This window comes from Burkholderia sp. RS01 (assembly GCF_039748055.1).
Taxonomy (GTDB): Bacteria; Actinomycetota; Actinomycetes; order Actinomycetales; family Micrococcaceae; genus Arthrobacter.
In genome coordinates this window covers 166,329-184,581 of sequence record NZ_JBDLAK010000005.1, presented here as the reverse complement: position 1 = coordinate 184,581, position 18,253 = coordinate 166,329, and the positions used below count along the sequence as shown (strand labels likewise).

Annotated in this window: 16 protein-coding genes; 1 reads left to right on the top strand and 15 read right to left on the bottom strand. The window is 66.3% G+C overall.

The features are described 5' to 3' along the window. Positions 1-21 precede the first annotated feature (21 nt). Positions 22-369, top strand: coding sequence for an RNA polymerase-binding protein RbpA (locus tag ABFP37_RS06985; RefSeq protein ID WP_056627246.1), 348 nt, complete (start codon positions 22-24; stop codon positions 367-369). A 98-nt stretch (positions 370-467) separates the two neighbouring features. On the opposite strand, the gene ABFP37_RS06980 is transcribed toward ABFP37_RS06985, so the two are convergent. The 15 genes from ABFP37_RS06980 to arc all read right to left on the bottom strand — a co-directional run bounded on the left by ABFP37_RS06980 (position 468) and on the right by arc (position 18,200). Then, entirely contained in the window at positions 468-1,214 is a 747-nt protein-coding gene (locus ABFP37_RS06980) for a polyprenol monophosphomannose synthase (protein ID WP_347033092.1), read from the bottom strand. A gap of 507 nt (positions 1,215-1,721) precedes the next feature. Beyond that, the gene (locus ABFP37_RS06975; RefSeq protein WP_347033091.1) at positions 1,722-3,383 is read right to left on the bottom strand and encodes an amidohydrolase family protein; all 1,662 of its coding nucleotides are present in this window, start codon (positions 3,381-3,383) and stop codon (positions 1,722-1,724) included. A gap of 68 nt (positions 3,384-3,451) precedes the next feature. Further along, positions 3,452-6,355: a DEAD/DEAH box helicase gene (locus ABFP37_RS06970; protein ID WP_347033090.1), complete on the bottom strand. Its 2,904-nt coding sequence runs from the start codon at positions 6,353-6,355 to the stop codon at positions 3,452-3,454. A gap of 24 nt (positions 6,356-6,379) precedes the next feature. Further along, on the bottom strand, positions 6,380-7,216 hold the full coding sequence (gene tatC, locus ABFP37_RS06965; protein ID WP_347033089.1) for a twin-arginine translocase subunit TatC: 837 nt from the start codon (positions 7,214-7,216) through the stop codon (positions 6,380-6,382). 6 nt (positions 7,217-7,222) lie between these two features. Then, positions 7,223-7,504, bottom strand: a complete 282-nt coding sequence (gene tatA, locus ABFP37_RS06960) for a Sec-independent protein translocase subunit TatA (protein WP_078027792.1) — start codon at positions 7,502-7,504, stop codon at positions 7,223-7,225. Between the two features lie 32 nt (positions 7,505-7,536). Beyond that, a complete protein-coding gene (locus ABFP37_RS06955; protein WP_078027791.1) occupies positions 7,537-7,899 on the bottom strand; it encodes a hypothetical protein in 363 nt (120 codons plus the stop codon). 10 nt (positions 7,900-7,909) lie between these two features. Then, positions 7,910-9,928 (bottom strand): WYL domain-containing protein, encoded by a 2,019-nt coding sequence (locus tag ABFP37_RS06950; RefSeq protein WP_347033088.1) that lies wholly within the window; start codon positions 9,926-9,928, stop codon positions 7,910-7,912. A gap of 106 nt (positions 9,929-10,034) precedes the next feature. Further along, positions 10,035-10,430, bottom strand: a complete 396-nt coding sequence (locus tag ABFP37_RS06945; RefSeq protein ID WP_078027789.1) for an FKBP-type peptidyl-prolyl cis-trans isomerase — start codon at positions 10,428-10,430, stop codon at positions 10,035-10,037. Between the two features lie 41 nt (positions 10,431-10,471). Then, positions 10,472-11,398: an FKBP-type peptidyl-prolyl cis-trans isomerase gene (locus tag ABFP37_RS06940; protein ID WP_078027788.1), complete on the bottom strand. Its 927-nt coding sequence runs from the start codon at positions 11,396-11,398 to the stop codon at positions 10,472-10,474. A gap of 114 nt (positions 11,399-11,512) precedes the next feature. After that, on the bottom strand, positions 11,513-12,877 hold the full coding sequence (gene pafA / locus ABFP37_RS06935; RefSeq protein ID WP_078027787.1) for a Pup--protein ligase: 1,365 nt from the start codon (positions 12,875-12,877) through the stop codon (positions 11,513-11,515). A 1-nt stretch (position 12,878) separates the two neighbouring features. Continuing rightward, positions 12,879-13,586 carry a proteasome subunit alpha gene (prcA, locus tag ABFP37_RS06930; RefSeq protein WP_078027786.1) on the bottom strand — a complete coding sequence of 236 codons (708 nt, stop codon included), beginning with the start codon at positions 13,584-13,586 and terminating at the stop codon, positions 12,879-12,881. A gap of 1 nt (position 13,587) precedes the next feature. After that, positions 13,588-14,409, bottom strand: a complete 822-nt coding sequence (prcB, locus tag ABFP37_RS06925; protein ID WP_078027785.1) for a proteasome subunit beta — start codon at positions 14,407-14,409, stop codon at positions 13,588-13,590. An 85-nt stretch (positions 14,410-14,494) separates the two neighbouring features. Then, the gene (locus tag ABFP37_RS06920; RefSeq protein ID WP_347033087.1) at positions 14,495-14,695 is read right to left on the bottom strand and encodes a ubiquitin-like protein Pup; all 201 of its coding nucleotides are present in this window, start codon (positions 14,693-14,695) and stop codon (positions 14,495-14,497) included. Between the two features lie 86 nt (positions 14,696-14,781). Next, entirely contained in the window at positions 14,782-16,392 is a 1,611-nt protein-coding gene (dop, locus tag ABFP37_RS06915) for a depupylase/deamidase Dop (RefSeq protein WP_347033119.1), read from the bottom strand. A 59-nt stretch (positions 16,393-16,451) separates the two neighbouring features. After that, a complete protein-coding gene (gene arc / locus ABFP37_RS06910; RefSeq protein ID WP_078027783.1) occupies positions 16,452-18,200 on the bottom strand; it encodes a proteasome ATPase in 1,749 nt (582 codons plus the stop codon). Between the last annotated feature and the right edge of the window lie 53 nt (positions 18,201-18,253).

Genomic DNA, 18,253 nt, shown 5'->3' with positions numbered 1-18,253 from the left:
AACCGACCAGAGGGAGAAATCATGAGCGATCGCAGCCTGCGGGGTATGCGGCTTGGCGCACAAAGCATGGAGACCGAATCCGGCGTGGAGCCGGCTCCGCGTCAGCGGGTTGAGTACCGGTGCGAGGACGGCGAACAGGTGTTTGTCACCTTCTCCTCAGAAGCCGAAATCCCCCCTGTATGGGTCTCCAAGACCGGCAAGGAAGCGCTGCTCGTCGATGGCGAACGCCCCGATACCAGCAACGAAAAAGCCGTCCGCACGCACTGGGACATGCTGCTGGAACGCCGGTCCCTTCCCGAGCTTGAGCAGATCCTCGAAGACCGCCTCACCATTCTGCGCGAACGCCGCGGCGAGCGGCGCACTGCCTAGCCCGGCACTAACACACGGGGCCAATACGCGGGAAGGCCGGATCCGCTGCGTTTCTTGAACGCAGCGGATCCGGCCTTTTTCGTGTTCGGTTCGGGCTGTTAGGCCCGGCTATCCGTCCGGTCATTTCCGGTCAACTTGTTCCAGCGTGCCGTCAGGCCCCACTTCGTCACGTTGAGCATGGCCTCGACGACAATGTTGCCGCTCATCTTCGAGGCGCCCAGCTCGCGTTCAACGAACGTAATGGGCCGTTCCACGATGGTGAGTCCCATTTTGGCGACGCGCCAGGCCAGGTCCACTTGGAAGCCGTAGCCCACGGACTCGATCTGGTCGAGGTTCAGCTTCTCGAGGGTGGTGCGCCGGAAGGCGCGGTAGCCGCCGGTGACGTCCTTGATTTTGACGCCAAGCATGATGCGTGAATACGTGCTCCCGATGCGGGAAATCGCCTGCCGGTAGAGCGGCCAGTTGACCACCTTTCCTCCGCGTACCCACCGGGAGCCCATGGCAAGGTCAGCGCCCTGCTCCACGGCTTCCAGGAGCTGCGGCAGCTGCTCAGGCTGGTGCGATCCGTCGGCGTCCATTTCGACGAGGACGTCATACCCGGCGTTCAGGCCCCACTTGAAGCCCGCGATATAGGCCGCCCCCAGGCCTTCCTTGCCCTTGCGGTGCAGGACGTGAACCTGGCTGTCTTCGGCAGCGACGCTGTCGGCCAGCTGTCCGGTGCCGTCCGGGCTGTTGTCGTCCACGACCAGGACGTCGGAGGCCGGCACAGCGGCACGCAGACGGCCGAGCGTTATGGGGAGCGACTCCAGCTCGTTGTAGGTGGGAATGATGGTGAGGACACGCACAGGGAGGCCTTTCCTGGATGGGAGCGGTCAGCGCGCGTGGAGCACGGCGGGACAGCCGGCTCGCAAAGCGCAACTCCCCATTATACGGGCCCGTTGCGGCCCGGCTTCCCGCCGTCACCGGGTCCCGCCGCATATGACGAAAGCCCCGATGAGCACGCCCAGGGATGCCACGGGCAGGTCCACGCTGCTGCGGGCCAGTTCCCGATGACGCGATGTACGCTAAGGGAACTGTTTTCTGCTGCGTTGTGGACCTGCCCCGGAATGCCGCCGCCACGAGTCACCAAGCGCTTTTCGCGTTCCAAAAGGTGAAGCGGCGGCCAGACAGATACTGCTCCAGAAGCACCCGTCCGTTGACCCTCAATGCTACGGACTGCCGTTTGCCTGTCAACCGGCCCCTGACCTGCTCTTACGTGCATCGCCGCAGGTCAGGGCAGGATTCGGCGCCGGCAAACATGCGCCGAATCCTGCTTGGATGGCGGTTTATTGCGGCGGCCGCGCCAGCCCGGGTCAGGCGCGAAGAATGTGGGCGGAAAACAGTTCCTGCCCGTTCCGCACGGTCTGGAGGCAGCGCGGGTCACTGCCGGTGTCCAGTGCAGGAAGGAGCGGCGTCCGGGCGCGCGGATCGGTGCTCCAGGACTGGACCCTGCCGTCGGCCACCTGGACCATGAGTTCCTCGACGTCCCAGACCGCAAACGTTGCCGGAGCACCCGGCACCAGTTGGCCGGCCAACGGGTTGGCGTGCCTGGCGGCCCGCCAGCCCGCCCGGGTGTGGCCAAGGAACGCCGCCCGGGCGGAGATCCGTTGCGCAGGGTTGTTGTGCTCAAGGCAGGCCCTCACGCTGGACCACGGGCGCAGCGGGGTCACCGGGCTGTCGCTTCCGAAGCAGATGGGCACGCCGGCCGAATAGAAGGACGCAAACGGGTTCATGTTCTCGCGCCGGGAGCCCAGGCGCTGCTCGTAGAGCCGGCCGGAGCCGCCCCAAGCCGCGTCAAACCCCGGCTGGACGCTCACCGTCACTGAGTACTTAGCCAGGCGCGCTATGGCCTCGGCGTCTGCCATTTCCACGTGTTCGAAGCGGTGGCCGGCCGCGCGGATCCGCTGCTCCCCCACTTCCGCGGCAGCCAGGTCCAGCGCTTCCAGGGCGGCGTCGAGGCCGGCGTCGCCGATGATGTGGAACCCGCCCTGGATGCCCAGCAGGGAGCAGGCGGCCAGGTGTGCGGCCGCCTCCTCCGCGGAAAGATAGGTTGTTCCCTTCTCCCCCGGGGCATCCGTGTACGGCGCCCGGAGGGAAGCCGTCCGGGATCCGATGGAACCGTCGATGTTCAGGTCGCCGGCAAGCCCTCGGACCGGAACCCCGAGCTCGGCGAGCAGGGCCTCGGCGTCCGTCGCCGACGTCGTCAGTTGACCCCAGTAAGGCAGAACTTCGGGCAGGGGCACGGAATCTGCTCCGGCATTCCAGCCGGCGGCCAGCTGCAGATCGAGCGGGCTCCCGATGTGGGGTGCGCCCATTTCGGCCAGCGCCACGTACCCGTTGGCCGCGGCTTCGTCCAGTGCCCGCCTCTGGTGGTCTTTCAATTCGGCCGCGGAGAGCTGCCTGGTGGCCAGCCGTGCCGCGGCATGTGCCTCCCGTTTGATGTGGCCGCCGGGCGCGAACCCGTCACGGTCCTGCAGGCCGGCCGCCGCAGCCAACGCGGAAGACACGAGCGCCGAGTGGGCATCCACCCGGGACAGGTAGACGGGCCGGCCGCCGGCAGCGCGCTCCAGCTCGCCGGGCTCCGGGAGCGCGGGATCATCCCACAGTGACTCGTCCCAGCCGTGTCCCAGGATGGTGCCTGCGCCGCCGGCTGCGGCCACGGCATCCAGCAGCTCCCGGGCCGAGCGGACGTCGCCCAGCTGGAGCCCGCCCAGGGCAATGCCCGTCTCCGTCAGGTGTGCGTGGGAATCCACGAATCCGGGGGCCAGCAGCGCGCCGCGGAGATCGATGACTTCCATGGAACTGTCCGCGATCGACGTCGCCGCCTGTTCCGAGCCCACCCAGGCAATGGCGTCACCGTCCACGAGCATGGCGGTGGCGAAAGGGTCAGCCGCCGTGTAGACGGAGCCGTTCCGGTATAGCGTCACCTTCGACGGTCCGGAAGCGGCCTGGGCGCGCGCGTGTGCGTCGGTCATGGGGGTGGAACTCCTTGGGGTATCTGATGCGGACGTGGCCGGGACAGCAGGATTCAGGACAGCAGGATTCAGACCACGGTGGAGTAGGCCACGACTCCCCGCCTGACAAGTTTGATGGCTTCGGCGCACAGCCGGGCAAGCCGTGGGTCCAGGCCCGGGATCTTGGCCAGCTGGTCCAGCAGGTCAATCACCTGCTTGACCCACCGGACAAAGTCGCCGGCCGCGAGGTCCGTGCCGTTGAGCACCTCCTGGAGGTGGCGCCCGCGCGCCCACTTGTACATCGGCCAGATCAGGCCGAGCTCCGGTTCCCCTGTGAGGGGGAGCTTGTTCTGTTCCTCCACGTCTTCCAACGCCGACCATTCCCGCACCACGATGTCCACAGCACTTTCGAGCGAGATGCTGGGCATGCGGGGGCGTAGGCCGCGGTCCTCCCGCTTGGCCTGGTACACGAGGACGCTGGCGAAGGCCGCGACTTCCACTGCGTCGAGGTCGTCGAACGCACCCTGGCGCAGTGCCTGGGAGATCAGGAGGTCCTTCTCGCCGTAGATCCGCCGCAGGCGCTGCCCGTCGGAGCTGATGCTGTGCTTGCCCGGCTCCGGAGTTTCAAGGTACCCGTAGGCGGACAGGACATCGCACACGCGGTCGAAGGTCTTGGCGATGGTGTTGGTGCGGCCCTGGATCTGGCGGACCAGGCCGTCCGTTTCCTTCCGCAGCTTCCACCAGCGTTCCGACCACCGGGCGTGGTCCTCACGCTCACTGCAGCCGTGGCAGGGGTGGGCGCGCAGGGCCCGACGCAGGTCGGCGATCTTCTTTTCCTGGTTCGGAAGGGCTGTGCCCAGGCCGAAGTCGTTATTGCGGCTGCTGCCCCTGGCCGGCGGCCGGTTCTCCCGCAGCGCGTTGCGAACGGAGGAGGCAAGGTCCCGCCGGGATTTGGGGACTTTCGCGTTGAAGGACTTGGGGATCCGGATCCTTGTCAGCGGCGAGATGGGCCCCTCGAGGTCGTCGATGCCGATTCTGCGCAGCTGGCTTTCCAGCGTGAGCACGGCAGGCCGAGGCTCGCGGGAGGAGTGGTCCGAACTTAGTACCACCGCAACGCCGGGTGCCCTGCCTGCCGGGACGTCCACAACGTCGCCCGGCAGCAGGCGGCTCAGGGAATCCTCGTTGAGCGACTTCCGCGCCCGCGACTTGCTGCGTGACGTGAAGTTTTCGGCGTCGGAGAGCTCCCGCCGCAGCCGGGCGTATTCAGTAAAGTCGCCCAGGTGGCAGGTCATGGATTTGGCATAGCCGGCCAGGGACTCTTCGCGGCTGCGCACCTGCTTGGCCAGTCCCACCACCGACCGGTCCGCTTGGAACTGGGCGAAGGAGGATTCAAGGATCTCCCGTGCCCGCGGGCGGCCGAACTGGGCGAGCAGGTTGATGCTCATGTTGTAGGTGGGCCTGAAGCTGGAGTTCAGCGGATAGGTCCGCCGCGATGCCAGGCCGGCCACCGCCGCGGGATCCGTGCCGGGCTGCCAGAGGACCACGGCGTGGCCTTCGACGTCGATGCCGCGGCGTCCGGCCCTGCCGGTCAGCTGGGTGTACTCCCCCGCGGTGATGTCCACGTGGGCCTCACCGTTGAATTTGTCGAGCTTCTCCAGGACCACCGAGCGGGCCGGCATGTTGACCCCGAGGGCCAGGGTCTCCGTGGCGAACACCGCCTTGACCAGGCCCTCGGCGAAGAGCTTTTCGACGACCTCCTTGAAGGTGGGCAGCATTCCCGCGTGGTGCGCCGCGATGCCCCTCAGAAGCCCCTCACGCCAGCTCCAGAATCCCAGCACCTCAAGGTCGTCCGAGGGAATGTCCTGGCCCGCCTCGTCGACACGCTGGGCGATGGTCCGCTGTTCCTTCTCGGTGGTCAGCCAAAGCCCAGCGGCCACGCACTGCGAAACCGCGGCGTCGCAGCCTGCCCGGGAAAAGATGAACGTGATGGCGGGCAGGAGATCCTGCCGGTCCAGGCTGGCGATAACCTGCGGCCGGCTGGCTTTCCGGACGGCCGTGCGCGGCGGAGTCTGCTGGGACCGGTCGTCGGCCCGCTGCCGGTGCTGCCGCCGCTGGCTGCGGCCGCCGTGGCCGAAGCGCCCCTGGAAGTTCAGCTGGCTTTCGGCCCTGGCCATGGACAGGAGCTCCGGGTTGACCTCGAAGCCGCGTTGGCCGGCGTCTGCGGGACTCGGTGCCGCCGGCAGTGCGGAGGCGGCGACGGGGTCGCCTTCGGGCGCGATTTCGTCGAAGGTGGTCTCCCCGGCGAACAGGTCAACAATTTCCTTGCCCACCATCACGTGCTGCCACAACGGAACGGGCCGGTGCTCGGACACGATGACGTCCGTGTCTCCCCGGACGGTGTCCAGCCACGCGCCGAACTCCTCGGCGTTGGAGACGGTGGCGCTCAGCGAGGCCACCTGGACTTCGCTGGGCAGGTGGATGATCACTTCCTCCCACACGGCGCCCCTGAAGCGGTCGGCCAGGTAATGGACTTCGTCCATCACCACGAAGCCGAGGTCGTCCAGGGATGCTGAGTCCGCGTAGAGCATGTTGCGCAGCACCTCGGTGGTCATCACCACCACTGGCGCTTCGCCGTTGATGCTGGTGTCCCCCGTCAGCAGCCCCACATTCTGCGCACCGTACTTTTCCGCGAGCTCGGAGTACTTCTGGTTGCTCAGGGCCTTGATGGGGGTGGTGTAGAACGCTTTCAGTCCGCGCTCCAGCGCCAGATAGATGGCGAACTCGCCCACGATGGTCTTGCCCGCGCCGGTGGGTGCGGCCACGAGGACTCCGCGGCCTTCCTGAAGCGATCTGCACGCCTGCCGCTGGAAATCATCCAGGTCAAAGTCCAAGGTCAGGGCGAAGGAACCCAGGTGGGTTTTGGATTCCGCCGTCCGTTCGGCACTGGCCCGGTAGCGTTCGGATGGCGACGGTGAACCGGTTGTGGTGGACATGCCTCAAGCCTAGCGGGGACGGCGCTAGAGATTCCTCAGTTCGCTGCCCGGAGTCGCAATGTCCGCAGTGGCCTCGGTCTCAGCGGTCTGCTTCGCCGCGCGGCGGTCGCGCCGGCGGTCGTTGAGGATGCACAGGCCGATGGCGGCGAAGAAGAGCAGCAGCAGCGGCCCGGCCAGCAGGAACATGGACAGGGCGTCGGCCCCGGGAGCCGCCACGGCGGCAAGGACGAAGACGAGGAACACCGTGATGCGCCATGCCTTCAGGATGGTATGGCCGCGGATGATGCCCGCCATGTTGATGCCCACGAGGACCACGGGCACCAGGAAGGCCAGGCCGAGGAAAAGCACCATGCGGGTGACGAAGTCCACGTAATCGCGGGCGTCAATGAGGTTGGAGAACCCCGCGGGGGTGAATTGCGTGAGCGCCCGGACCACCTGGGGCGTGACCATCCAGCCCACCCAGACGCCGGCGAGGAAGAGCGGCACCGCTGCGGCCATGTAGCCGAGCGTGTACCGCCTCTCCTTGACGGTCAGCCCGGGCGTGATGAACGCCCACAGCTGGTAGATCCAGACCGGACTGGAAATGACGGCGCCGATTAGCAGCGCCAGCTGGAGCTTGAAGTCGAAGGGTGATGCGATGCTCGAGAAGTTCACGGACGATGTGCCCCCGGTGTGCTCCGCGATCCGGTCCACAGGTTCCTTGAGTGCGCTCAACACCGGATCATAGAGGATCCAGCCGCCCACGCCGCCGATAACCAGCCCGATGGCAGACTTGATCAGCCTGTTCTTGAGTTCGTTCAGGTGATCCATGAGGGCCATGCGGCCCTCCGGGTTGGCTTTGCGGCCCTTCGTCAGTGCCACTTCAGGTCAAGCGCGGTTCGACGGCGGGACGTCGGTGCCGTCGGTTGGTTCGCCGTTTGCTGCCCTGGACTGCGGGTGGTTGACAACCCTGCCCTCGACGGGGTCGGTGCCGTCGTTGGAGGCCTCTGGCTTGCCGTCGTTCTTCATTTCCTTGACCTCGGATTTGATGATCCGCATGGACTGGCCGAGGCTGCGTGCCATGGCCGGAAGTTTGGGCGCTGCGAACAGCAGCAATGCCACGATGATGATAATTACGATGGGCCACGGGCCATCAAAGAGTCGTCCCACTGGAAGTCCTTTCCTCTGCTTACATCCTACGTTTAACTGAATTCGATGTCGCGCAGCGCCTGGGGCTGGCCACGTTCCGCCTTGCGCTGGATTCGGCGCTGGCGCCGCGATTCCTTGCGGGCAGATTTGGATGCGTGGTAATCATGTCGCATCCGGTGCGGTGAGGCAAAGACAGCCCCTCCCGGCGGGACGCCTTCGGCGGGGGATGTTCCTTCTCCGGGCGTGAGTGTCTCCGGCACGGGCGCGGGCAGGTGCCCAAGCTTCTCCCCGGCGGCGCCGAGTTCCTTGACCGTGGCCATGAACTGGCGGAACAGCCGGACGCCCATCACCACGAAGAAGAGAAGGGAAAGCGCAATCAGCGCAATCCAGATAAGGATCCATGACCACCAAGGCATGCTGAGTAGTCTAGCTGGCGTACCGGGCCATGGCCGCGTCGATCCATTCCCGGGACGCGTCGGCAAGGGCTGCAGGCTCCAGGATCCGGACCGTTCCGCCGTGCTGGGCAACAAACATCGGCAGCCATGACGGGTTGCCGAACCTGATTTCCGCCACGAGGCCGCCGTCGGGCAGTGCCACTGTCCGCTCGGCGTAATAGTCGTCCGCAAGCCCGGTACCCCTGCCGGTCAGCTGAACGGTCACCAGGGTGTCGTCGTCGTTGGGCGTGAAGAGTTTTGCCGGGAACCCGCCGTCGGGCCTAAGCGGCGAGGAGACGGGCTTGCCGTTCAGTGTGAGCTCCTCGATACGGTCGAGGCGGAAGTTCCGCAGCCCGGCGGCGGAGTGGCAGTACGCCTCGAAGTACCACGTGTTGTCCATGGAATAGAGCCGCAACGGGTCAACGTCCCGCTCCGAGAGGGAATCCTTCTGCGCCGACAGGTAGACGAGATGGAGCTGCGATCCGGATTCGATGGCACTCCGGATGAGGCCGAGGTTGGCGGAATTGGCCGGCCCCACCTCCGGACCGGACAGCGCACCGGCGCGGAGCCCTTCCTCGCCGGCGGCCGCCATGAGCTTGAGCGTCACCGATTCCAGGGCGCTTCCCTCTGCGAGCTCAGGGAGGCCGTTCAGCGTCTCGAGGCCCGTCAGCAGGGCGCACGCCTCGTCCACGGTGAAGCGGACGGGCCTGTTCAGTTCCAGGGACTGGCTGATGAAGACGTGGCCGTCCTCCCACTGGATGTCGAGGAGTTCGTCGGGGTAGCCCTGCGGAAGCCCCGAACAGATCAGGATCAGCAGGTCATTTTCGAGTTCCTTGCGGGTCACCCCGAACCTGTCCGCGACGTCCTGGATATGCAGTCCCTGGTTGTGGACCAGGAACGGAACGAGCTGCAGCATCCGCTTGAGCTGGTCTTCGGAGGTCCGCTTGCGGGGCCGCTTGCCGGATCCGGCGTCAGCGAAGTCAAAGGACGGCACCGGAGCAGCCGCGAAGGCAGCGGCACTCGCCAGCCGGCGCTGCACGGCCGTGGCCAGTTCAGCGGGAGCCACCACCCGGACGTTCGGGCCGTAGGAGGCCAGTTCCTCCCCCAGCAGCTCAGCGTCACGGTACGGCACCGCCAGGCGGTCCCAGCCGCCGTCGGACGCTGCGGATCCCGCCACCGCCTCCGGAGCCACCGCCTCGCCGGCCACGACGGCGGCTGGTGCGGAACGCTTCCGCAGTCCCAGCAGCCGCCCCTTCCGGACGTCCAGGACGGCGGAGGCGAGCAGCAGCTCCGGTAGGCCGGCCAGTTCCGCCCTCACGTTGAAGGCGGCAGGAGGCGTGAATGCCTCCTTCTCCAGTACCGTGACGGCCGACGTGAAGCGGGAGAGCCGGAAGTACCGCCGGGCGGCCCGGGCGCGGTCATAACCCACGAGGTACCACTGCCCGAAGCGGCTGCCGAGGCCCCACGGCTCAACCACGCGCTCCTCCTCCCGGCCGGTGCTGCCGGCGAGGTAGCGGAAACGGACCGGATGCTGGGCGTGCATGGCCGCGACGAGGTCTTCGAAGGCCTGTCCGGCCGGCTTGATGCGGGGCTGGACCCCGGCCGGCAGCTCGACGTCGGCAAGGCCGCCGGAGGCCTGGAGCTTGCGCATGGCGTTCGTGGCGGCGGCGCCCAGGGCAGCCTGCTCCCACAGCTGCGAGGCCAGCAGCAGCACCGTCCACTCGTCCGGGGTCAGTTCCACGTCAGGAAGCCGGTTCGATTCCTTGCCGATCCGGTAGCGCGTGGTGGCAGGGTCCTCCGAGTTCCAGCCGTGGTCCATGACTGTTTCGACGTCAAAGCCGAACTCGCGCAGATCGTTCTTGTCACGTTCGAACATGCGGCCGAAAGCCGCGTCGCTGGCCGCACCGGCGTGGTAAATCTTCTCCCGGAGTTCGCTGCGGCGCAGGCCATACTTGGAGTTCAACAGGGCGATCAGGAGGTTGAGCAGGCGCTCGGTTCGTTGGGCGGACACTCTCGTTAGGTTACTAAAGCTGCCTGGGTTAAACCGCGAAAGCGCGGCAACAATGCGGAAATTCCATCCGATTGTTACCGCGCTTCCGCTGCTCAGCCAGCAGTGGCTAGCGGACGCCTACGAGGTCCACCACGAAAATCAGGGCCTCGTTGGGGCCGATCGCCCCGCCGGCGCCACGGGAACCGTAGGCCAGCTCCGAAGGGATTTCGAGGCGGCGGCGGCCGCCGACCTTCATGCCCAGCAGGCCCTGGTCCCAGCCCTGGATGACCTGGCCGACGCCGACCCGGAAGTCCAGCGGGGCGCCGCGGCCCCACGAAGCGTCGAACTCTTCGCCGGTGGACCAGGCAACACCCACGTAGTGGGTTGAGACGGTGTCGCCTTTTTTGGCCTCCGGGCCGCTGCCTTCGATGAGGTCCGTGATGACCAGCTCGGTGGGAACCGGGCCTTCAGGGAAGTCGATTTCCGGCTTCTGGCGGTCGAGGTCTCGCTGTCCAAATGACATGGTTGCTCCTTCTGCTTGGATGGGAAACTGCTGTGGCGTACTTACTTGGTGCCCAGAATGTCGACGACGAACACGAGGTCGCCCTTGGCATCCCCCTGGCCGGCGTCGCCGTAGGCGAGGGCCTTGGGGATGACGAGCAGCACGCGGGAGCCTACCGACTTACCGGTCAGGCCCTGGGTCCAGCCCTTGATGACCTTGTCCAGTCCGAACGAGGCCGTCTCCTTGCGGTCAAAGCTTGAATCAAACTTCTTGCCGCTGGCCAGGGCCACGCCCACGTAGTTGACGGTCAGGGTGTCCGTGGCCTTGACCGCGGGACCGTTGCCCTTGATCAGGTCCTGGGCGATGAGTTTCTTCGGGGCAGCGACGCCCTTGACGGAGATTTCCGGGATGCCGTCCTTCTCGGTCACGGTCGGCAGTCCGGCCGGCGGAGTGACGGTTTCACCCTCGGGCTTCTCGAGCACCTTCGGCGCGTCCTTGGCGGACAGGACCTTGATGATCAGGAGCTGGGCCGGCTGGGCCGCGGCGCCGGCTTCGGCAGCCTTGCCCGGTATGGCCAGGGCCAGCTGCGAGCCCACCTTGGCTCCGACAAAGGCGTTGTAAACGATTGCGCTGCCGGTCTTGAGCTTGTCGTTCAGCTCGAGGGGTTCGGGGTCGCGGGGGAAGCTGTCGTCCAGCGTGGCGCCGTCCTTGCCGTTTAGGGCAAGCACGGAGATGTCGGCGACCTGGTTGGCTTTAACCCGTTCGCCGCTGCCTTCCGTGACCACCTTGACGGTGGGTTCGGTGACGTCCAGGGGCTTGGTGAACTCTACGCCCGGTGCTTTCTTGTCTCCCTTATCCGTCAGTTTTAGGGAGTCCAGCTTGGCGGTCTCACCCGCGGACTGGCTGGTCGGTTCCGGGGCTGCAGGCTGGCCGCCGCAGGCGGTCAGCAGAAGCAGTCCGGGAATGAGAATTGCTAGTAGTCGGCGCACGTAAGAACTTTCGTCGGGGCAAGATGGAGGCGTTGCCGCGGCAGGTGTAACCCACGGCAAGGCAGTCAGGGCAGCAAAAACAGCCTATTCCAGAGTAACGCGTCAAGCTGGGTATCAGCCCATAGAGTCCAGAAGCGCATCCACGCGCTCGTCGACGTTACGGAACGGGTCCTTGCAGAGGATGGTCTGGTGGGCGCGGTCATTGAGCTTCAGGTGGACCCAGTCCACGGTGTAATCGCGTCCCAGCTCCTGGGCCCTGCGCACGAAATCGCCGCGCAGCTTGGCCCGGGTGGTCTGCGGCGGTGCGTCGACCGCATCCTTGATGGCGGTCTCGTCCGTGACCCTGCGGACGGCACCCCGTGCCTGCAGGAGGTAATACAGGCCGCGGCTGCGCGAAATGTCGTGGTAGGTGAGGTCCAGCTGGGCAATCCGCGGTGCATCAAGCCCCAGCCCGTGCCGGTTGCGGTAGCTGTCCATGAGCTTTTTCTTGATGGCCCAGTCGATTTCGGTGTCGATGGTGCTCGTGTCGCCGCTTTCAATGGCACGCAGGGTCCGGCCCCACAAATCCAGGATCAGGGGCACGTGCCGGTTGTGGGCGCCGTGCTCCTGGACGAAGGCGGTGACCTTGGTGAGGTACTCCTGCTGGATCTCCAGCGCCGTGAGCTGGCGTCCGTTGGCGAGCCGGACCAGTGCCCTGCCGCTCAGGTCATGGGAAATCTCCCGGATGCTCCGGATGGGGTTCTCCATCCGCATGTCCCGCATGATCACCCCGGCCTCAATCATGCGCAGGATCAGGTCAACGGTGCCGACCTTGAGCAGTGCCGTGGTCTCCGACATGTTCGAGTCGCCGACAATCACGTGGAGGCGGCGGTAGAACTCGGCGTCCGCGTGCGGCTCGTCACGCGTGTTGATGATCGGGCGGGAGCGGGTGGTGGCGGAGGAGACACCCTCCCAGATGTGGTCCGCGCGCTGAGAGAAGGCGTAGGTGGCGCCATGGGGCGTCTTGAGGATCTTGCCGGCGCCGGCGATGAGCTGGCGGGTGACAAGGAACGGGATGAGGATTTCGGCCAGCCGGGTGAACTCGCCCCGTCGCGGTATGAGGTAGTTCTCGTGGCTGCCGTAGGAGTTGCCGGCGGAGTCCGTGTTGTTCTTGAACAGGTAGACCGTACCGTTGAATCCCTCGGCCGCGAGCCTGGACTGGGCTTCGTCCACGAGGTCGTCAAGAATGAGTTCGCCGGCCCGGTCGTGGGCAATCAGTTGGGCCAGGTCATCGCATTCGGCGGTGGCGTACTCCGGGTGCGAGCCGACATCGAGGTACAGGCGGGACCCGTTGGTGAGGAAGACATTCGAGGAGCGCCCCCAGCTGACTACCTTCCGGAACAGGTACCGAGCCACTTCCTCGGGCGCGAGCGGGCGCGAATCAGGGCTCGAATAAGAGATGCCGAATTCGGTCTCAATACCGAAGATCCTCTTGTCCATTTCAGTTCTCCTCAGCCAGCAGTTCCATGACGTCGACGTCGGACAACCTGCGGAAGGCCCGGCGGGTTCCCCTGCTGCTTTCGGAGCCGCGGTCCAGCACGGCCACCTCCAGGGCCCTTGCCGGGAGCTCGGGCGACTCCTTGTCCGTCACTAGGCCCTTCACGGCGAGGCGGATGGCCGCCGCGAAGGAAAGATTACGGTGCCAGCCGGCCTCTACCGCGCCTGAGACTTTGTCGGCCTGCCCGCCCATCACGATGAAGCCGTGCTCGTCGGCGATCGAGCCGTCGAACGTCAGCCGGTAGAGGTGGTCGCGGTCCTGGGACGCTCCCACCTCTGCCACGGCGAGCTCCACCTCGAACGGCTTCTGCTCCGCAGTGAAGACGGCACCCAGGCTCTGCGCGTAGACGCTGGCGAGGCCCCGCGCGGTCACGTCGTCGCGATCGTAGGAATACCCGCGGACGTCGGCGTAACGGACCCCGGCCTGGCGGAGGCTTTCAAATTCGTTGTACTTGCCGACGGCCCCGAATGCGATTTTGTCGTAGATCTCGCCGATTTTATGGAGCGAGGGAGACGGGTTTTCGGCCACGAGCGCGATGCCGTCCTCGCAGCTCACGACGATCACCGACCGGCCCCGCGCGATGCCCTTCCGTGCGAAGTCCGCACGGTCCTTCATCAGCTGTTCGGGTGAGACATAGAACTGCTGGGTCACGTCAGGCCTCCCGCCGGGCAGCTGCCCTGGACTCGATGATGGTCCCGGCGACGGCGGCGAGTTCGCGTTCGGCGACGCGCCTCGCGCCGGCACGGTTGACGGTGTAGACGACGGGCCACAGCTGGCGGACAGGGTCCGGGCCGCCGGTGGCCGAGTCGTCGTCGGCCGCATCGTAGAGGGACTCGACGGCGACCGAGACGGCTTCGTCCTCCATCAGGTTGGGGCGCCAGAGCTTCTTCAGGGCCCCGCGGGCGAACATCGAGCCGGAGCCGACGGCGTGGTGCTCCTGCTCCTCGTACCGGCCGCCGGTCACGTCGTAGGAGAACAGCCGGCCCACCCCGGCGGCGGTGTCGAAGCCGGCGAACAGCGGCACCACGGCGAGACCCTGCAGTGCCATGGGCAGATTTCCGCGGATCATCGCGCCGAGCCTGTTGGCTTTGCCGTCCAGGCTCAGCAGCGTTCCCTCGATCTTTTCGTAATGCTCCAGCTCAACCTGGAAAAGCCGCGTCAGGTCGATGGCGATGCCGGCCGTCCCGGCGATGCCGAGCACCGAGTACTGGTCTGCGGGAAAGACCTTCTCAATGTGGCGGCTGGCGATGATGTTGCCCATCGTGGCCCGGCGGTCACCCGCCATGACGACGCCGCCCGCATACGTCATGGCGACGATCGTGGTGGCGTGAGGCACCTGCAGCGGCTGACTTGCCGACGGGCCGAACTCGAAGGGACGGTTATAGGGAAGCAGTTCCGGACGGTCGCGTTGGAGATGCTCAGTGAACGACGACGTCGCGTTGGCGGCTACCTTGTTGGCTGTTGTCTCCTGCACTGGTGCACTCCTTCAACGTGGTGATTCAGCGGCTGTCCGGTACCTCAGGCCTCCGTGCCCGGTGCGGGTTGGCGGCGCTGCCGGACTACTGTCCGCCCTTTTGCACGAACGCCCGGACGAACTCTTCCGCATTGGATTCCAGGACGCCGTCGATCTCGTCCAGGAGATCGTCAACGCCCTGCGTTGATGCGGATGCCTGTCCCTCGGCCGATGCCGGCGGTGCGGCGACTTCTTCCTCGACCTCGCTGTCGCGTGGCTGCGGCTGCTGTTGCTCCTGCCCTGCCATGTTCATCTCCTTCTTTCAGTCCCGCCGCTTCCGGCGGGACATCCTGTATGCCAATATTGCCACGCAAAGCGGCTCTTCGGGACGCTTTATGCCGGTGGCGGAGCCGGTGCTGATCCGAGCAGTTCCGCAAGGAAGGGACCGGCCTCGCGGTGCCGGGCAAACAGGGGCCCGGTCAGCGCTTTCGTGCCGCGCAGCGGCTCCCGCGTGGGGACGCGCTGCAGCCTGCCGTACCCCGGCACATCGAAGATCACCGAGTCCCAGCTGGCGCCCACCACGTCCTTGCTGAAGCTGCTGACGCAGCGTCCGCGGAAGTAAGCCCGCGTGTCCGACGGCGGTTCCGTCACCGCGGCGGCGATGTCGGCGTCGTTCACTATCCGCTGCATGCGGCCCCTTGCCAGCAGCCGGTAGTACAGACCCTTTTCGGGCCGGATGTCCGCCCACTGCAGATCGACCAGGCCCAGGCGGGCGTCGTCCCAGTCGAGGCCGTCGCGCTGACGGTACCCCTCCAGGATGGAGAGCTTGGCCAGCCATTCCACGGACGTGGCTGCTGCGGCGCGGTCGCTGTCCAGCTGCGTGAGTGTGGCGGCCCAACGGTCCAGCACGGCGTGGGTGTGGCCGTCGCCGTCCACGGCATCGGCAACGCCGGTGTCCTGCGCGAGCTTGGCGGCAGCCTCGTGATACATCCACTGGAGGTCCAGGGCCGTCACGCGGCGGCCGTCCAGCAGCCGGATCTTTGCGGTCAGCGAGGTGTCGTGGCTGACGGCCTGCAGGGCGGCCACCGGCTCGTGGACTTCAATCTTCGGAGCCAGGCCGGCCTCGATCAGGCTGAGCACCATCGCCGTGGTGCCGAACTTGAGGTAGTTGGACACCTGGCTGAGGTTCGCGTCGCCGATGATCACATGCAGGCGGCGGTACTTGTCCGCGGTGGCGTGCGGTTCGTCGCGGGTGTTGATGATGGGGCGGCGGATGGTGGTCTCAAGGCCCACTTCCGCCTCGAAGAAGTCCGCCCGTTGGCTGATCTGGTAGCCCGGGCGGGAGCTGTCCTGGCCGATTCCCACCCGCCCCGAGCCGCAGATGATCTGGCGGGTCACGAAGAACGGGGTCAGCCCGCGCACGATGTCGCCGAAAGGGACCGAGCGGGGCATGAGGTAGTTTTCGTGGCTGCCGTAGGACACCGACTTGTTGTCGGTGTTGTTCTTGTAGAGGTTGACGGCGGGGAGTTCGGTGTCGGCGGCCAGCCTCCGGACGGCGGACAGCGCCACGAGGTCCCCTGCGGCATCCCAGGCCACGGCGGCGGCCGGGTTGGTCACCTCCGGGCTCGAGTACTCCGGATGGGCGTGGTCCACGTAGAGCCGTGCCCCGTTGCCGAGGACCATGTTCATCAGGAGCGAGCCGGACTCGTCTTCGCCGTCAAGTTCAAGCTCGTCGCGTCCGTAGGCCAGCGCCACCGCCTCGGCATCAAGCACCGGAGGCTGGTCGGTCAGCTGGCTCGGATGGGCCTGCCCCCGTTCCAGGGTCCAGCCCCGGGCGTCATGCAGCGGCTCCTCATCCGTGTAGTCCCACCGGGTTTCGGCCCCGCCGGCGGCCCGGAGCCGGGTGACCTGCGCATAGGCCTGGACCACCCGCGCCGACATCATGGTGGCGTTGGCCCCCGGAGCGGACGGCGCATGGATGCCGTATTCGGTTTCCGACCCCATCACCCGCATCGCGCCTCCGGCGGGCAGGGCTCCCCCCTGCGCCAGCCCGGAACCGGCCGTCACAGGTACTGGCCCGTGCTGGGCATCGTCTCGATGGATTTGCCTGGCTCCTGCCCGGCCTTGCCCTGGACGATCGTGCGGATGTACGTGATGCGCTCACCCTTCTTGCCCGAGATGCGTGCCCAGTCATCCGGGTTGGTGGTGTTCGGCATGTCCTCATGCTCGCGGAACTCATCGACCACCGCGCGGAGCAGGTGGTCGATCCGCAGGCCCTTCTGCTGCGTGGTCAGCAGATCCTTGATGGCATATTTCTTGGCACGGTCCACGACGTTCTGCACCACTGCGCCGGAGTTGAAGTCCTTGAAGTACAGCATCTCGGTATCGCCGTTGGCATAGGTGACCTCGAGGTACTCGTTGGACTTTTCCGTGGAGTACATGGCTTCGACGGTCCGCTGGATCATGGCGTCGACGGTTGCCTGCACGTCGCCCTCGTGCTCGGCGAGGTCGTCCTCATGGAACGGAAGGTCGGGGGTGATGTACTTCTTGAAGATGTCGGCCGCCGCTTCCGCGTCGGGACGCTGGATCTTGACCTTCACGTCCAGGCGGCCGGGACGCAGGATGGCGGGGTCAATCATGTCCTCGCGGTTCGACGCGCCGATGACAATCACGTTGTCCAGCCGTTCCACGCCGTCGATTTCGCTGAGGAGCTGCGGAACGATGGTGGTTTCGACGTCGGACGAGATGCCCGTGCCGCGGGTGCGGAACAGGGAATCCATCTCATCGAAGAACACCACGACGGGGCTGCCGTCCGAGGCCTTCTCCCGGGCCCGGGAAAAGATCAGCCTGATGTGGCGTTCGGTTTCGCCGACGTACTTGTCGAGGAGCTCCGGGCCCTTGATGTTGAGGAAGTAGCTCTTCAGGTCGATGTTGCCGGAGCGTTCGGCCGCGCGGGCCGCGAGGGAATTGGCCACGGCCTTGGCGATCAGCGTCTTGCCGCAGCCGGGAGGGCCGTACAGCAGGATGCCCTTGGGCGCCTTAAGCCCGTGTTCGCGGTACAGGTCGGGGTGCAGGAACGGCAGCTCGATGGCGTCGCGGATCTGTTCGATCTGCGGGCCCAGGCCGCCGATGTCCTCGTACGTGATGTCCGGAACTTCCTCGAGGACGAGGTTTTCCACCTCGGACCGCGGGACCTTTTCCAGGGCATAGCCGGTGCGGGAGTCGATGGACAGCGCATCGCCCACGCGGAGCTTCTCCGCCAGGAGCGGCCCGGCGAGCCGGATCACGCGCTCTTCGTCCGCCCGGCCAAGGACCAGCGCACGGTCCGGGCCCAGCAGTTCCTTGAGCGTGACGAGTTCCCCGGCGCGTTCGTACCCGAGGCCTGCCACCACCAGGAGTGCCTCGTTCAGGAGGACTTCCTGGCCGACGGCAAGCTGGTTCATGTTGACCAGCGGGCTGATGCCCACCCGCATTTTCCGGCCGGCGTTGAAAATATCCACCGATTCCTCGGTGGCGGCCTGGCCGCTGCTGCCGGCGGTGGCCTGTCTTCTGGGGTTCAGCTGGAGGATGGTGCCGAAGCTGTACGGCGGCTGCCCCTCCTGGTCAAGGGCGTTCTTCAGCCTCAGGATTTCCGATTTTGCCGTTTCCAGCATCGCCACGAGCTTAGTGTTGTTCTGCGTGGCAGCCGCCAGCTGACGGTCGATATGCCGCAGCTTATCCCGGAGGATGTTGACCTGCCGGTCCGCGACAGACAGCTCGTTGGCCGCCTGCTCAGCCGGCGTAGGTACGGAGTCGTTGTTCGGCGTCTCCATGATGCATCAGCCCCTTCCTGCACTTCTCCTAAGACCATAGCCCCAAGTCGGCG